Raw genomic sequence first — 20826 nt, forward strand, 5'->3', positions numbered from 1 at the left:
GCGCCTAGAATATCACGCCTGATAAAAAACAGAACGGCTCCTGACGAATCAGGAGCCGCAATTGATGACGGAAGTCCGTTCCCGCACGCTTTGACCTTAACGGCTGATGGCGTAAACCTCGCCACCTTTCGCCTGAATCAGCAGCCTGTCACCGGCAACAACCGGCTCGGTCTGGAAACCGTCGCTGTCCAGCTTCTGCTGCGCCACAAAGCGGCCATCCAGCGTGTTGATCCAGTGTACGTAACCTTCGCTGTCTGCCACCACCAGATAACCGTTGAACAGCACCGGCGCCGTCAGGTTACGGTGCAGCAGATCGCTCTGACGCCACAGCGCCACGCCGCCATCGGCATTAAGCGCAATTACGCGATCGTCCTGATCCACCAGGTAGATGCGTCCGGCATCGACAATCAGATCTTTGACGCCGCCGATTTCGCGCTTCCACATGATCTGACCGGAGCGCAGGTCGAGCGCGGTCAGGTTGCCGTTGTACGCCAGCGCATAGACCACACCGTTCACGATAACCGGCGTAGTGTCGACATCATTCAGACGATCGATTTCCGTCGCACCGCTTGGCTGTGAAATGCGCTGCTGCCAGATCAGCTGACCCTGGTTCAGGATCACCGCGCTGACGCGACCGTTATCACCGCCAACGATAGCGCCGCCAAAGGCGACCGCAGGCGCAGACTCACCGCGCAGCGAGAGCGCCGGCATATCGAGGTTTACGGTCCATTTTACCGCACCGCTGCTCTGATCCAGTCCCTGCAGCATACCGTTACTGGTGTGGACCAGTACCAGGCCATCGCTGACCACCGGGCGCGACAGCGCTTCGCCGGCTACTTTGGTCTGCCACGCCAGACTGCCGTCGCTGCTATTAAGTGCAAATACCTGCCCGCGCTCGCTGCCAATATAGATCCGATCGCCGCTGGCGGTGACGCCGCCGGAGAGCAGCGCAGAGATGTTTTTCGAGAAGAAACCAGTCTTCTCAGAGAGATCGACTTTCCACTTCTCTTTACCGTTGCTGGCATCCAGCGCCTTCACCACGCCAAAACGGTCGGCAGCGTAAACGGTGCCGTCCAGCCAGGCCGGATGCAGGTTGGAGTAGAAATCGCCAATGCCGTCGCCTACTGACGTGCTCCAGACAGTTTCCGGCGTGAACTGATTTTCCACTTTCGGCAGCGGAGCCATCTTCACTACATCTTCTTCGCCGCTGAATAGCGAGCAACCGCTGAGCAGAGTGACGGAAATCAGCCCTGGCAGCAGGTATTTACGTAATTCCATGTGCGCTCTCTTGTCTGGCTTAACTTAAGTTATCTATTTTCATCTGCAGCATCTGCTTCAGTGCCGGAGAAGCCTGCGAACCTGCGCCTTTACTCCAGGCATCGCGCGCGCCCTGCTTGTCGCCTTTGCTCAGCAGCGCTTCACCGCGAATATCGGCCACGATAGCGCTCCAGCCGTCACCCTTGACGTTATCCAGGGTGCTCAGGGCGGCATCAGCCTGCTTCTGCTGCAGCTGAATACGCGCCAGACGCAGATTAATAACCGCCTGCAGATTGGCATCTTTGGTGTCGCTCAACCCTTTCTGCAGCAGCGCAATCGCTTTATCAAGCTGGCTGGTCTCAACGTACTGTTTTGCCAGGTCCAGCGCGGCCAGCGCACCATAGGTATTGCTGTTTTCGCTGGCGAAGCTGGCAACAGCCTCCAGGCTTTCGGGTTTATCTGCCTGCATCGCGCTGGTGAGCTGCTGATACTGCGCTGACACGGCTTTACCGGCGTTGTCCTGCTGTGAGCTCCAGTAGCGCCAGCCGCCCAGCGCCGCAATCCCTACTACCACGCCAATCGCCAGCGCTTTGCCGTTATCGGCAAAAAAGCGACGCAGCGCATCAACCTGTTCATTCTCGTTGCTGTAAACTTCCACGCAATCCCTCTCCTTAAAATGGCTGTTGCCGCGTGCTGCTTACTGCAGCAGCGTCTGCAACGTCGCAGCGGCGTCCTGCTGAGCCAGCGTCTGCTGGTCGCCGGTGCGCAGATCTTTAATCACCACCTGACCCGCTTTCACTTCATCCTCACCGAGCACCAGCGCAATGCGTGCGCCCCATTTGTCTGCACGGGCAAACTGCTTCTTAAAGTTGCCGCCGCCGAAGTTGGTCATCAGCTTCAGCGCCGGGTTCGCATCACGCAATGTTTCCGCCAGCTGCATAGCCGCAGACTGAACGCCCTGCCCTGAAGCGATAACATAGACATCGACAACCCGCGTCGGTTCAAATTCCGGATTTACCGCCTGTACCAGCAGCACCAGCCGCTCCAGACCCATGGCAAATCCTACCGCTGGCGTGGCACGTCCGCCCAGCTGTTCGACCAGGCCATCATAACGCCCGCCGCCGCATACGGTACCCTGCGAGCCGAGGCTGCTGGTGACCCACTCAAAAACAGTGCGGTTGTAGTAGTCGAGACCACGAACCAGACGCTGGTTAATGCGATAGCGAATACCGGCATCATCCAGCAGCGCGCAGAGCCCGGTGAAATGGGCACGCGACTCTTCATCAAGAAACTCACCCAGCGTTGGCGCATCATTCAGCAGCGCCTGAATCTCCGGGTTTTTGCTGTCCAGCACGCGCAGCGGATTGGTGTACATACGGCGTTTGCAATCGTCATCCAGCACATCCTGATGCTGCTCCAGAAACGCCACCAGCGCACTGCGATAGTCTGCACGCGCCGCCAGAGAGCCGATGGAGTTCAGCTCCAGTTCAACGTGATCGGCGATGCCCAGCGCTTTCCACCAGCGAGCGGTCATCATGATCAGCTCAGCATCAACATCCGGTCCCTGCAGGCCAAATACTTCAACGCCCATCTGATGAAACTGGCGATAGCGCCCTTTCTGCGGACGCTCATAGCGAAACATCGGTCCGACATACCAGAGGCGCTGCTCCTGGTTATAGAGCAGGCCATGTTCAATGCCGGCACGCACGCAGCCCGCAGTGCCTTCCGGACGCAGCGTCAGGCTCTCGCCGTTGCGATCTTCAAAGGTGTACATCTCTTTTTCAACCACATCGGTGACTTCACCAATGGCGCGGCTGAACAGTGGGGTATGCTCGACGATTGGCAGACGGATTTCACTGTAGCCATAGCTGGCCAGCACCTGCTTCAGGGTGCCCTCGATACGCTGCCAGATTGCGGTATCGGCTGGCAGGAAGTCGTTCATCCCGCGAATCGCTTGAATATTCTTCGCCACGTTAAAATCTCTTAATACAAAAAAACCTGTCCGGCATCATACCTTATGAGGATGAAACCGCACAGGTTCATTCATAAACTGGTACGCGCCGGGCGCGTACCGCCTGATTATTTTTCCAGCTGCTGCACGCTGATGCGGCGGCTCTCATCCAGCATGGATGCCTTGGCCCGAATGCGCGCTTCCAGCTGATCGATCATGTCATCGTTGTCGAGACGATCGCGCTGACGAACGCCATCTTCATAGAAACCGCTTTTCTTGCTGCCACCGGTGACGCCCAGCGTCGACACGGTCGCTTCGCCCGGACCGTTGACCACGCAGCCAATAATGGAGACGTCCATCGGCGTAATAATATCTTCCAGCCGTTCTTCCAGTGCGTTTACGGTACCGATCACGTCAAACTCCTGACGTGAACAGGTCGGACAGGCGATAAAGTTGATCCCGCGCGCACGGATACGCAGCGATTTCAGGATGTCGTAGCCAACCTTCACCTCTTCTACCGGATCGGCCGCGAGTGAAATACGCAGCGTGTCACCGATACCTTCTGCCAGCAGCAGACCGAGGCCGATGGCCGATTTCACCGCGCCGGCACGCGCGCCGCCCGCTTCGGTGATCCCGAGATGCAGTGGCTGATCAATCGCTTTCGCCAGCAGGCGGTAAGACTCTACGGCCAGAAATACGTCAGAGGCTTTAACGCTGACTTTGAACTGATCAAAGTTCAGGCGATCAAGATGATCGACATGGCGCATAGCGGATTCCAGCAGCGCCTGCGGCGTGGGTTCGCCATACTTTTCCTGCAGATCTTTCTCCAGCGAACCGGCATTCACCCCGATACGAATCGGGATGTTATAGTGGCGAGCGCAGTCCACTACCTGACGAATACGTTCGTTGTTGCCGATGTTGCCCGGGTTGATACGCAGGCAGTCGACGCCATATTCTGCCACTTTGAGGGCGATACGGTAGTCAAAGTGAATATCCGCTACCAGCGGCACGTTGACCTGTTGCTTAATCAGTTTAAAGGCTTCCGCCGCGTCCATGGTTGGCACCGAGACGCGTACGATATCCACACCCACACGCTCCAGCGCGCGGATCTGGTTAACCGTGGCTTCCACGTCGGTGGTGCGGGTGTTGGTCATGGACTGAACGGCGATGGGTGCACCATCGCCGACTGGCACCTTGCCGACGTAAATACGCGTTGATTTGCGACGGATAATGGGTGCTTCGTTATGCATATTTTCTCTCCACAATTCCCCGGAAAGCGCGCTGCGCGTTATTGCGCACCCAGCGTCAGACGGGCAACCTGGTTATTACGGATAAAACGACTTAAATCAACGGGCTGATTCTGATATTGCACGTCAACCGCGCGCGGTGCGCCAATTTTCAGACGATACGGAGGTGTGCCGGAGAGGCTGAGCTTGCCGCCGCTGCGCTGTATCCCGCTGAACAGTTTCTTGCCGGTTGCATCGCTGACTTCCAGCCAGCAGTCGGCTTTGAAATTCATGACGACAGCATTGGGATCGCCTGCGGGCTGGCTGACAGCAGCATTCGCCGTTGGCATGCTGCCGGCCGCAACGCTGTTGGCCGGTGCCGGCGAGGTGGCCGCTGGCGGCGTGTTATCAACCGGCGCCTGCGACGGAGACACCACCGCGTTGTCGCCCGCGGCGGCAGAAGAGGCCGCCGGCGCGCTAGCGCTGTTATCCGCGCTGCCTGCGGTGCTGCTGCTCTGGGACGTCACTGCCCCTGCCCCGTTATCAACCGGCGTGCCCGCGGCATTGGTGTCGCTGTCACTCATGCTATCCGTGCTGGTATCGCCCAGCGGGATAGACTGACCGCTGTCGCTGCTGCCGTTCTGATCGGCCATCGAGACCAGATCGTCCTGTGAGGCCTTATGATTCTGCCACCACCAGGCGCCGGTCAGGCCGATAACAACAAACGCCACCAGCCAGGTAAAGATCATCAGCCAGCCATCGCGCTTTTTGCGGCGCTTGCCCAGCGAGAAGCTCTGCATCGGCGCAATTTTAGCTGCGCGCACCGGTGCCTGCTTCGCCATCATCGGCAGCAGATCGTCTTCCGGTACATGAACCAGACGGGCGTAGGAACGAATGTAACCGCGCAGAAAAGTCGACGCGAGATCGGCCGGCGACTTATCCTCTTCAATGTCCCGCACGGTGGAAAGTTTCAGGCACAGGCGCTCAGCGACGTTTTGCTGCGTCAGCCCCATCTGCTCACGGGCCAGACGCAGGCGTTCACCTGTGGAATGTACTGCAGAGTTTTCTTGAGTGGCTTCAGTATTCATTAGCTAAATAACGCTGGTACTGTATCGATTGTGGAAAACTTCGCGCCAACCGGTCGCCATAACGTGTAACGTCAGCAGCGTTTCCCTGTTGCGCGGCGAAACGTATCTGTAACCACAGGCTCTCTGCCGTTGCGGGCAGACGCTGATGGTAGAGTTCTAAAAGCACGGAAAGCCTGTTTCCTGCCGGCTGCATCAGCTGCCGTTCACCCTCCTCCAGCAGCCAGTTTCCCTGCTCAGGTGCGGTTTCCAGCGCCTGCAGCAGCAGTTTGCGCCCGGCGGCCTCGTTGCCCGCCTGCAGATAACAATAGCCTGAAATCAGAAGGACATCCTGACGGGCATCGCTCTCTGGTGCCGCATTTGCCAGCTTAAACTGTTGATGCGCTTCGCCATACTGCCCTAATCCGCAGAGAAACGCACCGTAATTGTTAGCGACATAACCATTAGCGGGCGCTAACTGTTGTGCCCGCTGGTAGTACCGGCGTGTCTGTACACTATTCTGCTGCGCCTGAGCGACCCGCGCCAGCGCCAGGGGCACGCGGTAATCCTCAGGAGCAACGCGCTGCGCCTGCAGCAGATTGCGTTCAGCAGCGGCTAAATTGTTCGCCGCCAGATAGTGCAGTCCCAGCTGCAGACGAATATCCGCTGCGCGATGCGATGGCGAGCCAGTGACACACCCGGTTACAACAAAGCCAGCCACCACGGCAATCCCTAATCCTTTTAACATAGCGCTCTCCCTGCGAATAAACCGGGAGAGTGCCATGCATTACGCCCGCAGCGAATCTGCGGACGTGCGGTTTCAGATCGCCTTCACAGAGATAGCGTCACCTGCCATCTTTTTACGCAGCGTACGCTTGGTACGGTCGATCACATCGCCCGCCAGCTGACCGCAGGCAGCATCAATGTCATCACCACGGGTTTTACGCACAATGGTGGTAAAGCCATAATCCATCAGCACTTTGGAGAAGCGATCGATACGGCTGTTGGAGCTGCGGCCATACGGTGCGCCCGGGAAGGGGTTCCATGGGATCAGGTTGATCTTGCAGGGTGTCTCCTTCAGCAGCGCTGCCAGCTCATGCGCATTGTCAGTGCTGTCATTGATATGATCCAGCATCACATACTCAATGGTCACGCGGCCCTGATTCGCATTCGATTTGCCGATATAGCGCTTCACCGCGGCCAGGAAGGTTTCAATGTTGTACTTTTTGTTGATCGGCACGATCTCATCACGGATCGTATCGTTTGGAGCGTGCAGCGAGATCGCCAGCGCCACGTCGATCATATCGCCAAGCTTATCCAGCGCGGGTACAACGCCTGAAGTTGAGAGCGTGACGCGACGTTTGGAGAGGCCAAAGCCGAAATCATCCAGCATAATATCCATCGCCGGCACGACGTTGTTCAGGTTGAGCAGCGGCTCACCCATGCCCATCATTACCACGTTGGTGATGGGACGCTGGCCGGTCACTTTCGCGGCGCCAATAATTTTGGCCGCGCGCCACACCTGACCAATAATTTCGGAAACGCGCAGGTTGCGGTTAAAACCCTGCTGCGCCGTGGAGCAGAATTTGCACTCCAGCGCACAGCCCACCTGAGAGGAGACGCATAGCGTGGCGCGCTCCGCTTCCGGAATATAGACCGTCTCCACCAGCTGATCGCCTACGCGAATCGCCCATTTAATGGTGCCGTCGCTGGAGCGCATCTCTTCCGCTACTTCCGGCGCGCGGATCTCTGCGCGCTGCATCAGCTTGCCGCGCAGCACTTTGTTGATATCCGTCATCTGCTCGAAATCGTCGCAGCAGTAGTGGTAAATCCACTTCATGACCTGATCGGCACGGAACGGCTTCTCGCCCATTTCGATAAAAAATTCGCGCATCTGCTGGCGGTTCAGATCAAGCAGATTAATTTTTTCGTTTTTAGGAGAAACCACGGCGGGAGACGCGGCAGCTGGCGTCACAATCTGTTCGGACATAATAATCTCTGGCCTCGTTGTTACACGTTACGGCTCTGGTTAGGAAAGAAGAAAAAACAGCGCCCCGGCTGAGCCAGGCTCAACAGGGGCGCATTATTGTACTATAACTGCAGCACGATGCCAGGGTAACCGTTTTACGCCGAGGTAAAAGGTGTAAACTCCCCTGTCCGCTTCAGCTGCAATGCATTTAGCGGGTGCGCGCGCAGACTTCGTTTTCAGCGAAGAAGTAAGCGATTTCACGGGCAGCAGACTCTGCAGAGTCAGAACCGTGGGTCGCGTTTTCGGTGAAGCTGTCTGCGTAATCTGCACGCAGGGTGCCTGCCAGTGCGTTGTCCGGGTTGGTCGCACCCATCAGGTCACGGTGACGCTGAACGGCATTTTCGCCTTCCAGAACAGAAACCACTACCGGGCCAGAGGTCATGAACTCAACCAGACCATCAAAGAATGGACGGCCTTTGTGCTCAGCATAGAAGCCTTCAGCCTGCTCTTTGGTCAGGTGCAGCATTTTTGCGCCAACGATTTTGAAGCCCGCGCTCTCAAAACGGTTGTAGATAGCACCGATAACGTTCTTAGCAACGGCGTTTGGTTTGATGATGGAGAAAGTACGTTCGATTGCCATGATTACCTCTGAATTAGCATCCTGAATAAACCGGGAACCCTCTCCCGGTAAGAAAAACGCGCCGATTATAGGGAGATCGACGCGTGTTGCCTATGAGTGATTGGTGGAATTATTGAAAATAATTACTTTTTGCTGGTGCAGGCCGCACAGTAATGCGCCGGTCTGGCGTTCTGCCATGGTTTAGCCGCGTGTGGCACAGACCCGACACAGGCAGCAGACTATGTGGCGTAATTTCATCCTGAGGTGCTCACTTTCGCCATTACGGGCTTGAGATAGCCTGCACATTCCCGGAGACTGGCTTTTTCCCCGATAAGAGAGAAGATGGCAATGACGGCTCCCCTGTTTGTATCTGCTGAGTGGCTGCATGAGCACTGCGATGATGAAGAAGTCCAGGTGCTGGATGCGCGTATGGTTCCGCCGGGTCAGGATGCAGTGCGCGATATCACCGCAGAGTATCTGGCCAGTCACCTGCCGCAGGCAGCTTTCTTTAATATTGAAGCGCTTTCCGATCACACCAGTCCTTACCCGCATATGATGCCCCGTCCTGAAAGTTTTGCCGTCGCAATGCGCGAACTGGGCGTGGTGCAGGATAAGCACCTGATTGTGTATGACGAGGGTAACCTCTTCTCTGCCCCACGCGCCTGGTGGATGCTGCGTACTTTTGGTTGCGAACGGGTTTCCATTCTGGCAGGCGGCCAGCAGGGCTGGAAAGCCGCAGGTTTCGCTACGGCAGAGGGTCCGGTAACGCTGCCGGAAGGAGACTTTACGGCACACATGGACAGCAGCCAGGTGAAACGACTGAACGATGTGCTGCTGCTCAGCCATGAGGGAGGCGCGCAGATTGTAGACGCGCGCGCGGCAAACCGCTTTAACGCTGAGGTAGATGAGCCGCGTCCCGGCCTGCTGCGCGGACATATTCCGCACAGCCTTAATCTGCCGTGGAACAGTCTGGTGGAAAACGGCGCGCTGAAACCCGATGCTGAACTGCGCCAGCAGTTTGCTCAGGCAGGAGTGGCGCTGGACCGGCCCATTGTTGCCAGCTGCGGCTCGGGCGTAACGGCGGTAGTCCTGATTCTGGCACTGACGGCGCTGGGCGTGCGTGATGCAACGCTGTATGACGGCTCCTGGGGTGAATGGGGCAGCCGCGACGATTTACCGATCGAAAAATAGTCACCTGCCTGAAGCCAGGGCGCCATGAATGGCGCCCCTGTGGGGGATTTCGCACCTGATGCGTACTGCGTACCCGCCTGAAACCAGGGCGCCATGAATGGCGCCCCTACAGAAGATTTTGCACCCATCCCCCGTAGGGGGCGCATTAATGCGCCCCGTGTTACGTGCGGTCCGGGGGCCATATGCATCAGCATGCGATGGTTAAATGATGCGCTGGCTGCCTTTGAAATCACGCAAAAAGCTGCCCCAGCGCCGCTCATAGAACGGGGTGATATGTGCGGTAAAAAAGTGGCTGACGCCCTGCTGTCCGGCATCCACTTCACAGATATCAATGGGCGCATCATCAGCCAGCGTATCGGTCGCCACGCTGCCTGCTGCCTGAATTATCTCATCAATATCACTGTCAGCTTCAATACCAATCAGCAGATTGGGCGCCTCCGTCACGCTTTCCCGCAGGCTGGCAATATAGGCGCGGCGTACCTGCTTGTATTTAGCAAACAGCCGGGTCAGGGAGTCGATCATCTGTGCCGGCGGTTCAGCTACTTCGGATAACAGCAGCGCGTGACCGCCCTCCAGCACGGTTTGCTGGCTCAGCGCACTCCCCTCTTCACCCAGCAGATGCGCGATCTCACCGGGAGTAAACTCTTTACCGGCCGGTAATTTCGGGTTCAGAAACAGCGTTTCACCCAGCGTCATCTCAAACAGCGTACGCGCCGGCAGGCGCAGCCACGGCTGCTCATCCGCTATCGCCTCGCGCATCGCCGCCTCAGAGCTGAAGAACGGGATCACGCTGCCGCCTCCCTCTTTCTCCCAGTGCTGTAACTCGACGGGCGAAGTCGCATTAAACTGTTCAGCCGGGCTTTCACCTGGCACCCAGACATCCGCAGCCAGCAGCAGCTGAAAAAACTCCGGGCGATGCGCCGGCTCGGTGGCGGCCAGCTTCAGCACCTCTTCAAGACGATTACTCATGCGTGTTTCATTCCAAAAAAGCGGGCAGGAGAGAGCCTGCCCGGGGCGGGATTATTTCAGTAACAGGTTGGCAAGAGTGCGCACGCCGAGTCCGGTTGCGCCCGCTGACCACTGATCCACCGCGCTTTTGCGATAGGTTGCGGAGCAGTCGATATGCAGCCAGCCTTGCTGATATTTTTCAACAAACCATGAGAGGAACGCTGCCGCGCTGCTGGCACCGGCGGCGTGAGCCGGGCTGGCGATGTTGTTGAGATCGGCAAAATTTGACGGCAGATGGCTGCGATGGAACTCCGCCAGCGGCAGACGCCAGAACGCCTCGTTTTCGCCAGTGGCGCTGCCCAGCAGCGACTCAGCCAGTACGTCATCGAAGGTAAACAGCGCGTGATAGTCGTTGCCGAGCGCCGTTTTGGCGGCACCGGTCAGCGTGGCAGCATCAATCAGCAGTTCCGGCTGCTGCGCACTGGCGTCAATCAGGCCATCTGCCAGCACCAGACGCCCTTCGGCATCGGTATTCATCACTTCAACGGTTTTACCATTGCGATAGCGAATAATGTCGCCGAGACGAAATGCATTGCCGCTGACCATGTTATCGGCGCAGCAGAGATAGAGTTTTACGCGCTTCGTCAGCCCGCGGGCAATCGCCAGCGCCAGTGCGCCGGTAACGGTCGCTGCACCGCCCATATCGGACTTCATGGAGTCCATAAAGGCGCTCTGCTTCAGGCTGTAGCCGCCGGTATCAAAGGTGATCCCTTTACCGACCAGACAGGCGTAAACCGGCGCATCTGCGTCACCGGTCGGGTTAAAGTCAAGCGTCAGCAGCACCGGCGCGCGCGATGAGCCGCGGCCTACGGTGTGGATCCCGCTGTACCCCTGCTCACGCAGATCTTCACCTTTGGTAATGCGATAGCTGACGGCATCGCCGCCTGCCTCTCTGATCAGATCGATAGCGCTGTGCGCCAGCTGCTCCGGACTCAGGTCTTCCGCGGGCAGGTTAATGGTATCGCGCACCCAGTCTACAATCTGCAAGCGCCGATCGAACTCAGCACGATCGTTCTCGCTGAGCGGCGGCCATTCAACCTGACGCTGTCCTTTCGGGCTGCGATAGCCCTGCCAGAATGCCCAGCACTTCTCCAGATCCCAGTCGTCACCGCACAACGCGACGTGGCGGATCCCCTGGCTGTCGAGCTTGCGCGCCGCACGCTGAATCGTCAGCAGAGCATCGGTGCCCGTGAGGTGCAGCGTCATACCACTCTCAGTGCTGCTTAGCAGCGCTTTTTCGCCCCAGCGCGCATCAGCGGGCTGAGCGCTAAGCGTAATATTCATCGGTTGTGTTGTCATCGCGTCGCTCCGTTTACGTTTGGTCTCATTTCCGCGCCAGACCGGCGCAGAGTGGCATGGATCAGCGGGCCGCTGCCGGGGCAACGGCCCGCATCCGGCTGACAGCTTTATTGACCAGCGCAATGGCGTAGTCAATCTCCTCCTGCGTGGTGAAGCGTCCGAGCGAAAAGCGCAGCGAACTGTAGGCCAGTTCCGGCTCAACGCCCATGGCGCGCAGCACGTACGAAGGTTCCAGACTCGCCGAAGTGCAGGCGGAGCCGGACGAAAGCGCCAGATCTTTCAGCGCCATAATCAGCGTTTCACCCTCAACCTGCGCAAAGCTGATGTTGAGGATGTTTGGCGCGCTGTGCGCCAGTGTACCGTTGAGCTGTACGCCGCTCAGCTGGCTGCTGATGCCCTGCCAGAGTCGCTGACGCAGCGTAGCGAGTCGCGCCATCTCCTCAGCCATCACCTCGCCTGCCAGCGCATAGGCTTCACCCATGCCGACAATCTGATGTACCGGCAGCGTGCCGGAACGCATACCGCGCTCATGTCCGCCGCCGTGCATCTGCGCATCAATTTTTACCTGCGGATTACGGCGCACCCAGAGGGCACCGATGCCTTTGGGTCCGTAGAGCTTATGCGCCGAAAACGACATCAGATCTACCGGCAGCGTACTGACGTCAAGCGCCAGCTTGCCCACACTCTGCGTGGCATCGACGTGAAACAGAATGTCACGTGCGTGACAGAGCGCACCCAGCGCCGCAATATCCTGAATGACGCCCGTCTCATTGTTGACGTGCATCAGCGACACCAGCACGGTATCGTCGCGCAGCGCGGCAGCCAGCATAGCCGGCGTGACAATGCCGTCACTGCCGGGCGTCAGCCAGGTAATGTCAAACCCTTCGCGGGCCAGCTGCTGGCAGCTATCGAGTACCGCTTTATGTTCTGTCTGGCTGGTAATGATATGCCGTCCGCGCGCCTGGCGGGCGTGTGCTGCCCCTTTAATGGCCAGGTTGTCCGCTTCGGTTGCCCCGGAAGTAAAGACAATTTCACGCGGGTCGGCGTTAACCAGCGCCGCAACCTGATTGCGGGCAACATCCACGGCCTCTTCGGCCTGCCAGCCAAAACGATGGGAACGGGATGCAGGGTTACCGAAGGTGCCATCCAGCGTCAGACACTGCATCATTCTGCTGGCGACCCGTGGATCCACAGGCGTAGTCGCTGCGTAATCCAGGTAGATCGGTAATTTCATGGCGCTGTAACTCCGTAAAATAAAACACAGGTCTTTATAGCATGATTCAGCCTGCGGAGAGTAAACCGGTCATGCGGCCGGTGGCAGAAGCGCTAACAGCACAAAGCCCCGGGGGCTTAATCGCTAAGCGCCCGGGGCTTTGTAAAAAGTCAGTTTTCAGTCAGGCAATGCGATTGCGATCAGGCACGCAGATTAACGTTGATGGTTTCCTGCACGCGATGCTGCTGAAAACGACGGTTATCCACGCTGTTCTGACGGTCAGCAACATCCAGGATTTCCTGATTATTCACCAGCTCAGCCAGCGAGATATTATTCAGGAAATCGCTGATGCGCTCGCTGAGATCGCGCCACAGCACGTGAGTCAGGCAGCGTTCACCACCCTGACAGCCCTCTTTGCCCTGACATTTCGTGGCATCCACCGACTCATCCACCGCGGTGATCACTGCACCTACTGCGATCGCACTGGCCTCTTTGCCCAGCAGATAACCGCCACCCGGGCCGCGCACGCTGGCGACCAGGCCATGCTTACGCAGACGTGAAAACAGCTGTTCCAGATAGGAGAGTGATATCCCCTGACGCTCGGAAATATCCGCCAGCGGTACCGGTCCCTCGTGCGAATGCAGGGCCACGTCCAGCATAGCGGTAACGGCATAGCGTCCTTTGGATGTCAGTCTCATAGCGTAAAACCTCGTCGGCGTCCGCCCTTGCGCAGGCGGGTTATCGGTGGAATGTCAGTCAGCGCAGTCTGCCATTCCCGAGTATTTTGGTCAACTATTTAACCGAGTAATTTACTCAACTATTTAACCTGGCGTTTTACTCAACTATTACCCTTATCACCTTTGGGTTTTTCAAAGGAGGAGAGCATGCCGCGCAGAATATTCAGCTCATCGCGTTCCGGACGCGCACGCGTATAGAGGCGACGCAGCTTGCTCATCACCTGGCTCGGTATGCCGGTACGGATAAAGCCGCTCTCCAGCATCATCTGTTCGATATGCTGATAAAAGCGTTCCAGATCGTCCACCAGCGGATAAGGTGAGGCTTCATATTCCGGCTGCGGGGCCGCTTTTTCCTGCGCATCCAGCCACGCCATACGGACTTCATACGCGATGATCTGCACCGCCATCGCCAGATTCAGCGAGCTGTACTCCGGGTTGGCCTGAATGGCTACGTGATAGTGACACTTCTGCAGCTCATCGTTGGTCAGTCCGACACGCTCACGACCAAACACCAGCGCGACCGGTGCCTGCTGCCCCTCCTCCACGCTCTTGATGCCGCACTCGCGTGAATTCAGCATTGGCCACGGCAGCGATCGTGAACGGGCGCTGGTGCCGACCACCAGACTGCAGCCGGCGATCGCCTCATCCAGCGTATCAACAATGCGGGCGTTGCCAATCACGTCGCTGGCACCCGCCGCCAGAGAAATCGCCTGCGAGTCAGGTTTAACCAGCGGATTCACCAGATAAAGGTTGCTTAACCCCATGGTTTTCATGGCGCGGGCAACAGAACCCATGTTGCCGGTGTGGGACGTTTCAACCAGTACAATTCGGATATTTTGCAGCATAATTATGAGCGGGTGAGAAAATGATGGCGCGCATCCTAACATAAATGCAGGACATTTGCTGAACACGCTGTTATACTCCGCGCCGTTTTCCCCGTTCTTTAACATCCAGCGAGAGATACCGATGCATCCGATGCTCAACATCGCCGTGCGCGCAGCGCGCAAGGCCGGAAATTTAATTGCCAAAAATTACGAAACCCCGGACGCTGTCGAAGCCAGCCAGAAAGGCAGCAACGACTTCGTTACGAATGTTGACCGCGACGCAGAACGCCTGATTATCGAAGTGATTCGTAAATCTTACCCACAACATACCATCATCACCGAAGAGAGCGGTGAGCTGGCGGGTGAGGATCAGGACATTCAATGGGTAATCGATCCGCTGGATGGCACCACCAACTTCATCAAACGTCTGCCACACTTCTCCGTCTCTATTGCCGTGCGCATTAAAGGCCGTACTGAAGTGGCCGTGGTTTACGATCCAATGCGTAATGAACTCTTCACTGCCGTACGCGGTCAGGGTGCACAGCTGAATGGCTATCGTCTGCGCGGCAGCAACGCCCGCGATCTGGATGGCACTATCCTGGCGACCGGCTTCCCGTTCAAGGTCAAGCAGCACGCTACGCCGTATATCAACATTGTTGGCAAACTGTTTACCCAGTGCGCAGACTTCCGTCGCAGCGGTTCAGCGGCGCTGGATCTGGCTTATGTGGCAGCAGGCCGCGTAGATGGTTATTTTGAGATTGGCCTGAAGCCATGGGATTTTGCCGCGGGCGAACTGCTGGTACGTGAGGCTGGCGGTCTCGTTACCGACTTCACCGGCAACCACGGTTACCTGCACTCAGGTAATCTTGTAGCCGGTAACCCGCGCGTTGTGAAAGCCATGCTGGCTAACATGCGCGAAGAGCTGAGCGAAGCGCTGAAGCGCTAAGCAAAAAAAAGGCGGCCCGCGGGCCGCCTTTTTTGAAGGTACGGATTAACGACGTTCGTGCGTTAACACCTGACGTGGCTGAGTGCGACGACCCACACCACCCAGAATCGCGGCCAGTACGGCTTCGATAATCAGCATGATGAAGGTAAACCAGCTTGCTTTCGCTGTAGCAGCGGCAGCCTGTTCTGCAGCTTCACGCGCTTTTTGCTCCGCTTCCTGCTTCAGCTGCTGATACTTCTGCATTGCCTGCTGATAGCTCTGCTCTGCCTGGTTAACAATCTGCTCTGCTTCCTGATCGCTCTTACCGGTACGCGCTTTGATGATGTTTTTCAGCGCATCGCGGTCAGCAGCCTGCAGCGTATCAGAATGACGGCTCAGCACACCTTTAAACCAGTTGCTCAGATCGGCATCCGCATTCTGCGGATTTTGTGCCGTATTTTTTGCCTGATTTTCAGCGTTATTTGCTTCGCTATTTGCATCCTGCTGCAGATTTTCTGGCTGTAATTCCTGCTTGCCGGTTTGGCGCAGCGTGGTTTCCAGCTCATTCTGCAGATCATCGAGGTTAATATTATTTTCCTGCAGTTTCTCTTTCGCCATATTGGTTAGCGAAGGCGCAACAGAAGAAATACCATTACCCAGTGCGTTTACACCTGAACCCAGAATATTAAAGGCGCCGCCAATAATACCGCTCGCCAGTGAAAAGGCCAGCCACAGAGTAATAAGCGTGCTGACACCAAACATCAGTAAACCATGCAGTGCACCTTCACGCTGTGCCAGACGGCCGGCGATATAGCTACCTACCGCCATTGCAATCAGCATGCTGGCACCGGTCCAGATCAGTGCGCCCGTGCCAAGATGCTCCAGAGGATTCTGCTCCTGCTGCGGATCAATGGTCGTGGCACCAATTGCCGTTCCTAATACTCCCAGTAATATATGAACAATAAGCGCAGCAATAACCCCTGCAAATATTGCACTCCAGGAAATGCGCTTTAACGGCAGGCCCGTATGTGTATCGGTCACGGTATCCGTGATGCCATTATGAGTCCGGATTTCAGGCATGGTATTTTCCTCGCAAAAACGACGACTGATAAAAGTTTATTTTAAAAAAGTAAATTCTCAGCTGATGTCATTTAGCGTAGACAGAGAATGCTAATTACACCAGCGCCGGGCAGCAGGATATTTTTATCAGACAGAAGAAGCGTAAACATCCGGGCGATTACACGCGTCCGGATGTTTATTATGGAGCACGTTAAAAAGGTCGCAGGCCGCCGCCGGCAGCGGGTAGTGCACTCTGCCACAAAAGCAGTCCGGCCAGAATCAGTGCGATGGCGCCCAGTAACATCAATAGCGCTATCAGGATGGCGGTCCGTTTTTGATCCGACGCTGACCGGCTCACTCTGGCGGCCAGCAGGCGTGAACGCTGAACCACAATGCCCAGCAGCGAGACCGTCAGTGCGGTACCCAGCGCCATCGCCAGCGCGGCGGCCACGCCCCACAGATAGACATTAATCACTTTCGCGAATAACAGCATCATCAGCGCTCCGGAACAGGGGCGCAGCCCCATTGAGAGCACCAGCAGCAGCTGCGTCCTGACGTCCACCGCCTGTGCCAGCTGACGCGCATCCGGCACATGCGCATGGCCACACGCGCAACCTGCCTCATGCTGATGCTGCGGATGTACCGCGTGGATCTGCCCGCCTGCTGCCGGACGCAGGGCTGACCGCAGCGATTGCACGGCGCGCCAGCCCAGCCAGCCACCCAGCGCTATCACCAGCAGATAACTCCCTTTTTCCAGCCAGTAGCTGCTGAGATGAAGCTGGCGCGATGAGGTCTGCAGTACCACCAGCATCAGCGTGACCAGAGCGACCGCCACACCGCCCTGCAGCAGTGCAGCCAGCAGAGTCAGCCGGATGCTGGTGCGTAACTGTGTCGGGTGCGTCGCTAAAAAAGTGGCGATCACCACTTTGCCGTGTCCCGGCCCCAGCGCGTGCAGCACGCCATACGCCAGGCTCAGCAGCAATAATGTTAGCCCTGCCTGATGTGGCTGTGCCGCCACCTGCTGCAGCAGCTGTGTCATTGCCTGATTAAGCACTTTTTGCCAGAGTACACTCTGCAGCAGGATCTGCGGCCAGGCGTGCCAGAGCAGCATCGCGATCAGCAGCAGCATTATGGCGGCGGGCAGCGGCCAGCGACGCCGGACTGAAAGCGAGGTATTCAGCGACATATCAGCGTCACCGTCTGAGCAAACTGTCGGCCCAGATCCATCTCTTCCGGCGGCGCGTCAGCTTTATCCAGCGAGAGCGCGTACTGCTGCAGCGAAGCATCCGGCTGGGGTGTAGTCAGTGCCAGCTGGCAGTGCGCCTTTACATTCTCATCCATGGCAATATCCTGTGCATTCTCATACTGCATATCAACAAAGTAGCTGGGGTCAAACGTCAGCATACGATAACGCTTTCCGGCCAGCGGCTGCGGCTCGCCCAGCGGCATAATAAATTCCAGTACGGCCTTATGTCCGTTACGCGACAAATGATACTCCTGTGGCAGATTGAGAAATTTCATCCGCGTTTTCGCTTGCCACAGCTCGGTAAAATAGTGCTGGCCCAGCACGTTAGCCATGACCTGAGCCGCCAGCTTTTTCCATACCACGTCACCCGGTTCAGCATTTCCGGCGTCATACAGCAGGTCAGCGGAAGTTATTTCATCCATCGTCCAGACCATTTTTATGCCGGTCAGCCGATCGTTTTCGCCTGTCAGCTCTGCTTTCATCGCAATAAAACTGTGCGGATGACAGGCACCTGCAGCGGAGAAAAACAGCGTAACCAGTAAAAGCGCAATTTTCATATGTTATAAAGTAACAATTTATAAGGTAAAGGTTTACGTGGTCCGAAAAAAACTGTGACCCGCCCTGAAGCTCTGAGTAAAAGTCTGTACTGATGGCGTAATTTCAGCGCGATATTAGCTATTCTTAGCTGAAAAATGAGCTGCGGATAAAATACGTGATGAGTTTTGCGCCTGCTACAGCACCACTCTTCAGCCGTTCCCAGCGACGTTGCCATCTGTTACTGCTGTTATTTCTGCCCGCTCCCGCCCTGACGCTCGAAAAACTGTGCCAGCTGAACGGCGTTGATCCTGCGGTTGCCCGTCAGGATATCGCGGATGTGGGTGATGAGATACAGCGCTTTCATCAGCTGGAACTACATCAGATGGTGGATGGCAGCTTTCGCATTCACGGTACGGAACTGGACAGAAGACTCTGCCTGATCCACTGGCTGCGACGCGCGCTGCGTCTGTCGCAGGCGTTTGTCTGCGACCATTTTGTTCCTGCACTGCGCCAGCGACTTAAAGTGCTGAAGATTGAAAAAGCGCTGTGGGATGAGATCAACCTGCAGGCGCTGATCCAGCACTGCAGCCTGCGGCTGATGCGCAACTTTTCTCCACGCGATCGGCTTTTTCTGCTTATTTTTATGAAATATGCCCTTTGTCAGCGTCAGGCGGCGTTGTTCAATGAGCGCCAGCGCAGCTGGCTGTCAGAGAAAGCGGAGCGTATCGCAGCAGATGATGTTATCCACCACTGGCAGAAACGCTGCCACCTGATGCCTGATGCCAGCGAAACCGACTTCTGGACGCTGCTGTTCAGCCTGATCCACGCCCCTGATGCCACGCAGCTGAGTGCGCCGCAGGCGCGCCGGTTGATGAGCGCCACAGAGGCGCTGATTGCGCGTTTTGAGCAGCTGGCAAAAACGCGCATCCGCAACCAGCATGAGTTAAAGATACAGCTCTATACCCACCTGGCGCAGGCGCTGGACCGCAGCCATTTCTCGATTGGCATAGATAACAGCGTTGCGCTGGATGTGGCGCGGCTCTATCCGCGACTGATGCGCACCACCGAGCGCGCGCTGTACCATTTCAGCAGCGACTTTGGCACGCAGTTCAGCGCCGAGGAGACAAGCCTGGTCGCCGTGCTGTTTGGTGCCTGGATGATGCAGGAGAGTGCGCTGCAGGAGAAGCAGGTTCTGCTGCTGACCGGCGTGGACGCTGCGCTGGAGCAGCTGCTGGAGCAGCAGTTGCGCGACATGACGCTGCTGCCGATCAATATTACCTATCAGGATATGCTGCACTTTCAGCGTGAGGGTGCACCGCGCGATGTGGCGCTGGTGGTCACCCCCTATGCCATTTCACTGCCGCTCTTTTCGCCGCCGCTGATCCACGCAGAGCTGCCGCTGAGCGATCATCAGCAGCAGCGCATTCTTCAGTTGCTGGAGTTCTGAGCTGCAGGGCGCAGGAACAGTGCCGGCAGCGCAACCAGTGCCATCACCCAGAACAGATGCCCCTGCAGATGTGCAAACAGGACGCCGCAGATCATGGTCATCACGGCGATGCCGCCGCCCATTGCCAGCGCCGAGTAGAGCGACTGCAGGCGGATCACCTCTGTGCCTTTGCGTGCAGCGATAAAGCGCATCGCCGCCAGATGACAGACGGTAAAACTGCCGCAGTGCAAAATCTGAGCAACAACCAGTAGCGACAGCGCGGTCGTGGCCCCGAGCAGCGTCCAGCGGATCAGTGCGCAGACGCCGGAAAGCAGCAGCAGATCGCGCGCGCTCCAGCGTCTGAATAACCGGCTGCTGAGTGCAAACACCACGATCTCCGCCACCACGCCAAGCGACCACAGATACCCCACCACAGAGGCAGAGTAGCCCGCCTGCTGCCACCAGATGGCACTGAAGCTGTAATAGGCGGCATGTGCGCCCTGCAGCAGCGTAACGCAGATCATAAAACGCCAGACGCTGTTTTCCCGCAGCAGGTCGCGCCACGCTGCCCAGCCTCCGCTGGCACCCTGTCGCGCATCACCCTGCGGACGCGTCTGCGGTGGCAGCAGCATACCGCTCAGCATGGCCATCACGCCCAGGCTCAGCAGCAGCAAAATCGCCTGATAAGAGTAAGCGCTGACCAGCATGCCGGTAAGCGCCGAGCTGATGACAAACGCCAGCGATCCCCATAGCCGCACCGGGCCGTAGGCCAGCCCAATCTGGCGCGTCCAGGTGGCCGCCAGCGCATCGCTCAGCGGCACCAGCGGGGAGAAAAACAGATTGAATCCCACCATGACCAGCAGCAGCCAGAGCCACTGACCGCCGAACCAGAAGCCGAGGGCGAACAGTGCGGTCAGAAGCGCCAGCAGCCGCAGCGCGACAATCAGCTGCGCCGGATTTTTAACCTGCGAGGCGATAAGCAGACTGCCGGCAAAACGAGCCACCATGCCGCAACCGAGCAGCAGGCCGATTTTTTCCGCATCCAGGCCGCTGCCCTGCAGCCAGACACTCCAGAAAGGTAAATAGATGCCGTAGCAAAAAAAGTAGGTGAAATAGCTCAGTCCCAGCCACCTGGCTGATGCGATGGTCATGCTCTCTCCTGTGGCGCGCGCCACTGACTGCGATTTGGGCGCTACTGTGGCAAAGCACCGGCCAAAAATAAACCCGCAGAGCGGATCAATTGTGCGCTAAGCGGTGGAAAGCACACAAATAAAA

At 57.3% G+C, this 20826-nt stretch carries 20 protein-coding genes; 3 read left to right on the top strand and 17 right to left on the bottom strand.

All coding sequences use genetic code 11. From position 1 onward, the window contains the following. Window positions 1-96: 96 nt before the first annotated feature. The 8 genes from bamB to ndk all read right to left on the bottom strand — a co-directional run bounded on the left by bamB (window position 97) and on the right by ndk (window position 8107). A complete protein-coding gene (gene bamB, locus B3041_RS05250) occupies window positions 97-1278 on the bottom strand; it encodes an outer membrane protein assembly factor BamB (protein ID WP_065648687.1) in 1182 nt (393 codons plus the stop codon). Window positions 1279-1297: 19 nt separating this feature from the next. Continuing rightward, the gene (locus tag B3041_RS05255) at window positions 1298-1915 is read right to left on the bottom strand and encodes a YfgM family protein (RefSeq protein WP_065648686.1); all 618 of its coding nucleotides are present in this window, start codon (window positions 1913-1915) and stop codon (window positions 1298-1300) included. Window positions 1916-1954: 39 nt separating this feature from the next. Further along, window positions 1955-3229 (bottom strand): histidine--tRNA ligase, encoded by a 1275-nt coding sequence (hisS, locus tag B3041_RS05260; protein ID WP_065648685.1) that lies wholly within the window; start codon window positions 3227-3229, stop codon window positions 1955-1957. Window positions 3230-3336: 107 nt separating this feature from the next. Further along, a complete protein-coding gene (ispG, locus tag B3041_RS05265) occupies window positions 3337-4458 on the bottom strand; it encodes a flavodoxin-dependent (E)-4-hydroxy-3-methylbut-2-enyl-diphosphate synthase (protein ID WP_065648684.1) in 1122 nt (373 codons plus the stop codon). A gap of 38 nt (window positions 4459-4496) precedes the next feature. Beyond that, window positions 4497-5522: a cytoskeleton protein RodZ gene (gene rodZ, locus B3041_RS05270; RefSeq protein WP_065648683.1), complete on the bottom strand. Its 1026-nt coding sequence runs from the start codon at window positions 5520-5522 to the stop codon at window positions 4497-4499. Next, window positions 5512-6246: a type IV pilus biogenesis/stability protein PilW gene (gene pilW, locus B3041_RS05275; RefSeq protein ID WP_065648682.1), complete on the bottom strand. Its 735-nt coding sequence runs from the start codon at window positions 6244-6246 to the stop codon at window positions 5512-5514. Before pilW ends, rodZ begins: the two co-directional genes overlap by 11 nt. A 72-nt stretch (window positions 6247-6318) precedes the next feature. Next, entirely contained in the window at window positions 6319-7488 is a 1170-nt protein-coding gene (locus B3041_RS05280) for a bifunctional tRNA (adenosine(37)-C2)-methyltransferase TrmG/ribosomal RNA large subunit methyltransferase RlmN (protein ID WP_065648681.1), read from the bottom strand. Window positions 7489-7675: 187 nt separating this feature from the next. Further along, on the bottom strand, window positions 7676-8107 hold the full coding sequence (gene ndk / locus B3041_RS05285; protein ID WP_039379630.1) for a nucleoside-diphosphate kinase: 432 nt from the start codon (window positions 8105-8107) through the stop codon (window positions 7676-7678). Window positions 8108-8434: 327 nt separating this feature from the next. Here ndk and sseA point away from each other — a divergent pair, with 327 nt between their 5' ends. Then, window positions 8435-9277, top strand: a complete 843-nt coding sequence (gene sseA, locus B3041_RS05290) for a 3-mercaptopyruvate sulfurtransferase (protein ID WP_292969921.1) — start codon at window positions 8435-8437, stop codon at window positions 9275-9277. A 201-nt stretch (window positions 9278-9478) separates the two neighbouring features. Here the strand turns inward: sseA and sseB are convergent, their stop codons facing one another. The 5 genes from sseB to trmJ all read right to left on the bottom strand — a co-directional run bounded on the left by sseB (window position 9479) and on the right by trmJ (window position 14379). Next, window positions 9479-10246 (bottom strand): enhanced serine sensitivity protein SseB, encoded by a 768-nt coding sequence (sseB, locus tag B3041_RS05295; RefSeq protein ID WP_292969923.1) that lies wholly within the window; start codon window positions 10244-10246, stop codon window positions 9479-9481. A 51-nt stretch (window positions 10247-10297) separates the two neighbouring features. Further along, window positions 10298-11584 carry an aminopeptidase PepB gene (gene pepB / locus B3041_RS05300; RefSeq protein ID WP_065648679.1) on the bottom strand — a complete coding sequence of 429 codons (1287 nt, stop codon included), beginning with the start codon at window positions 11582-11584 and terminating at the stop codon, window positions 10298-10300. Window positions 11585-11645: 61 nt separating this feature from the next. After that, on the bottom strand, window positions 11646-12818 hold the full coding sequence (locus B3041_RS05305) for an IscS subfamily cysteine desulfurase (RefSeq protein ID WP_292969926.1): 1173 nt from the start codon (window positions 12816-12818) through the stop codon (window positions 11646-11648). Window positions 12819-12997: 179 nt separating this feature from the next. Further along, on the bottom strand, window positions 12998-13495 hold the full coding sequence (gene iscR / locus B3041_RS05310; protein ID WP_065648677.1) for a Fe-S cluster assembly transcriptional regulator IscR: 498 nt from the start codon (window positions 13493-13495) through the stop codon (window positions 12998-13000). 140 nt (window positions 13496-13635) lie between these two features. Next, window positions 13636-14379 (bottom strand): tRNA (cytosine(32)/uridine(32)-2'-O)-methyltransferase TrmJ, encoded by a 744-nt coding sequence (trmJ, locus tag B3041_RS05315; RefSeq protein WP_292969928.1) that lies wholly within the window; start codon window positions 14377-14379, stop codon window positions 13636-13638. Between the two features lie 121 nt (window positions 14380-14500). Between trmJ and suhB the strand changes: the two genes are divergently transcribed. Next, window positions 14501-15304, top strand: a complete 804-nt coding sequence (gene suhB, locus B3041_RS05320) for an inositol-1-monophosphatase (protein ID WP_065648676.1) — start codon at window positions 14501-14503, stop codon at window positions 15302-15304. Between the two features lie 45 nt (window positions 15305-15349). Here suhB and B3041_RS05325 read toward each other — a convergent pair whose 3' ends face one another. The 3 genes from B3041_RS05325 to B3041_RS05335 form a co-directional block, all read right to left on the bottom strand. Beyond that, window positions 15350-16363: a TIGR04086 family membrane protein gene (locus B3041_RS05325; protein WP_065648675.1), complete on the bottom strand. Its 1014-nt coding sequence runs from the start codon at window positions 16361-16363 to the stop codon at window positions 15350-15352. Between the two features lie 190 nt (window positions 16364-16553). Further along, on the bottom strand, window positions 16554-17528 hold the full coding sequence (locus tag B3041_RS05330; RefSeq protein ID WP_292969932.1) for a nickel/cobalt transporter: 975 nt from the start codon (window positions 17526-17528) through the stop codon (window positions 16554-16556). Beyond that, window positions 17519-18145, bottom strand: coding sequence for a DUF1007 family protein (locus tag B3041_RS05335; protein WP_292969933.1), 627 nt, complete (start codon window positions 18143-18145; stop codon window positions 17519-17521). Before B3041_RS05335 ends, B3041_RS05330 begins: the two co-directional genes overlap by 10 nt. Window positions 18146-18303: 158 nt before the next feature. Here B3041_RS05335 and csiE point away from each other — a divergent pair, with 158 nt between their 5' ends. After that, window positions 18304-19572: a stationary phase inducible protein CsiE gene (csiE, locus tag B3041_RS05340; protein ID WP_065648672.1), complete on the top strand. Its 1269-nt coding sequence runs from the start codon at window positions 18304-18306 to the stop codon at window positions 19570-19572. Here csiE and B3041_RS05345 read toward each other — a convergent pair. Beyond that, entirely contained in the window at window positions 19554-20702 is a 1149-nt protein-coding gene (locus B3041_RS05345) for a 3-phenylpropionate MFS transporter (RefSeq protein ID WP_292969934.1), read from the bottom strand. The genes csiE and B3041_RS05345 overlap by 19 nt on opposite strands. Between the last annotated feature and the right edge of the window lie 124 nt (window positions 20703-20826).

It is taken from the genome of Pantoea sp. UBA4549, assembly GCF_002387285.1.
Classification (GTDB): domain Bacteria; phylum Pseudomonadota; class Gammaproteobacteria; order Enterobacterales; family Enterobacteriaceae; genus Pantoea; species Pantoea borealis.

Coding starts and splice junctions, on each gene's coding strand:
- bamB (WP_065648687.1), bottom strand. CDS start 1,278: ATGGAATTACGTAAATACCTGCTGCCAGGGCTGATTTCCGTCACTCTG.
- ispG (WP_065648684.1), bottom strand. CDS start 4,458: ATGCATAACGAAGCACCCATTATCCGTCGCAAATCAACGCGTATTTAC.
- rodZ (WP_065648683.1), bottom strand. CDS start 5,522: ATGAATACTGAAGCCACTCAAGAAAACTCTGCAGTACATTCCACAGGT.
- pilW (WP_065648682.1), bottom strand. CDS start 6,246: ATGTTAAAAGGATTAGGGATTGCCGTGGTGGCTGGCTTTGTTGTAACC.
- B3041_RS05280 (WP_065648681.1), bottom strand. CDS start 7,488: ATGTCCGAACAGATTGTGACGCCAGCTGCCGCGTCTCCCGCCGTGGTT.
- ndk (WP_039379630.1), bottom strand. CDS start 8,107: ATGGCAATCGAACGTACTTTCTCCATCATCAAACCAAACGCCGTTGCT.
- sseA (WP_292969921.1), top strand. CDS start 8,435: ATGACGGCTCCCCTGTTTGTATCTGCTGAGTGGCTGCATGAGCACTGC.
- sseB (WP_292969923.1), bottom strand. CDS start 10,246: ATGAGTAATCGTCTTGAAGAGGTGCTGAAGCTGGCCGCCACCGAGCCG.
- pepB (WP_065648679.1), bottom strand. CDS start 11,584: ATGACAACACAACCGATGAATATTACGCTTAGCGCTCAGCCCGCTGAT.
- B3041_RS05305 (WP_292969926.1), bottom strand. CDS start 12,818: ATGAAATTACCGATCTACCTGGATTACGCAGCGACTACGCCTGTGGAT.
- iscR (WP_065648677.1), bottom strand. CDS start 13,495: ATGAGACTGACATCCAAAGGACGCTATGCCGTTACCGCTATGCTGGAC.
- trmJ (WP_292969928.1), bottom strand. CDS start 14,379: ATGCTGCAAAATATCCGAATTGTACTGGTTGAAACGTCCCACACCGGC.
- suhB (WP_065648676.1), top strand. CDS start 14,501: ATGCATCCGATGCTCAACATCGCCGTGCGCGCAGCGCGCAAGGCCGGA.
- B3041_RS05325 (WP_065648675.1), bottom strand. CDS start 16,363: ATGCCTGAAATCCGGACTCATAATGGCATCACGGATACCGTGACCGAT.
- B3041_RS05330 (WP_292969932.1), bottom strand. CDS start 17,528: ATGTCGCTGAATACCTCGCTTTCAGTCCGGCGTCGCTGGCCGCTGCCC.
- B3041_RS05335 (WP_292969933.1), bottom strand. CDS start 18,145: ATGAAAATTGCGCTTTTACTGGTTACGCTGTTTTTCTCCGCTGCAGGT.
- csiE (WP_065648672.1), top strand. CDS start 18,304: ATGAGTTTTGCGCCTGCTACAGCACCACTCTTCAGCCGTTCCCAGCGA.
- B3041_RS05345 (WP_292969934.1), bottom strand. CDS start 20,702: ATGACCATCGCATCAGCCAGGTGGCTGGGACTGAGCTATTTCACCTAC.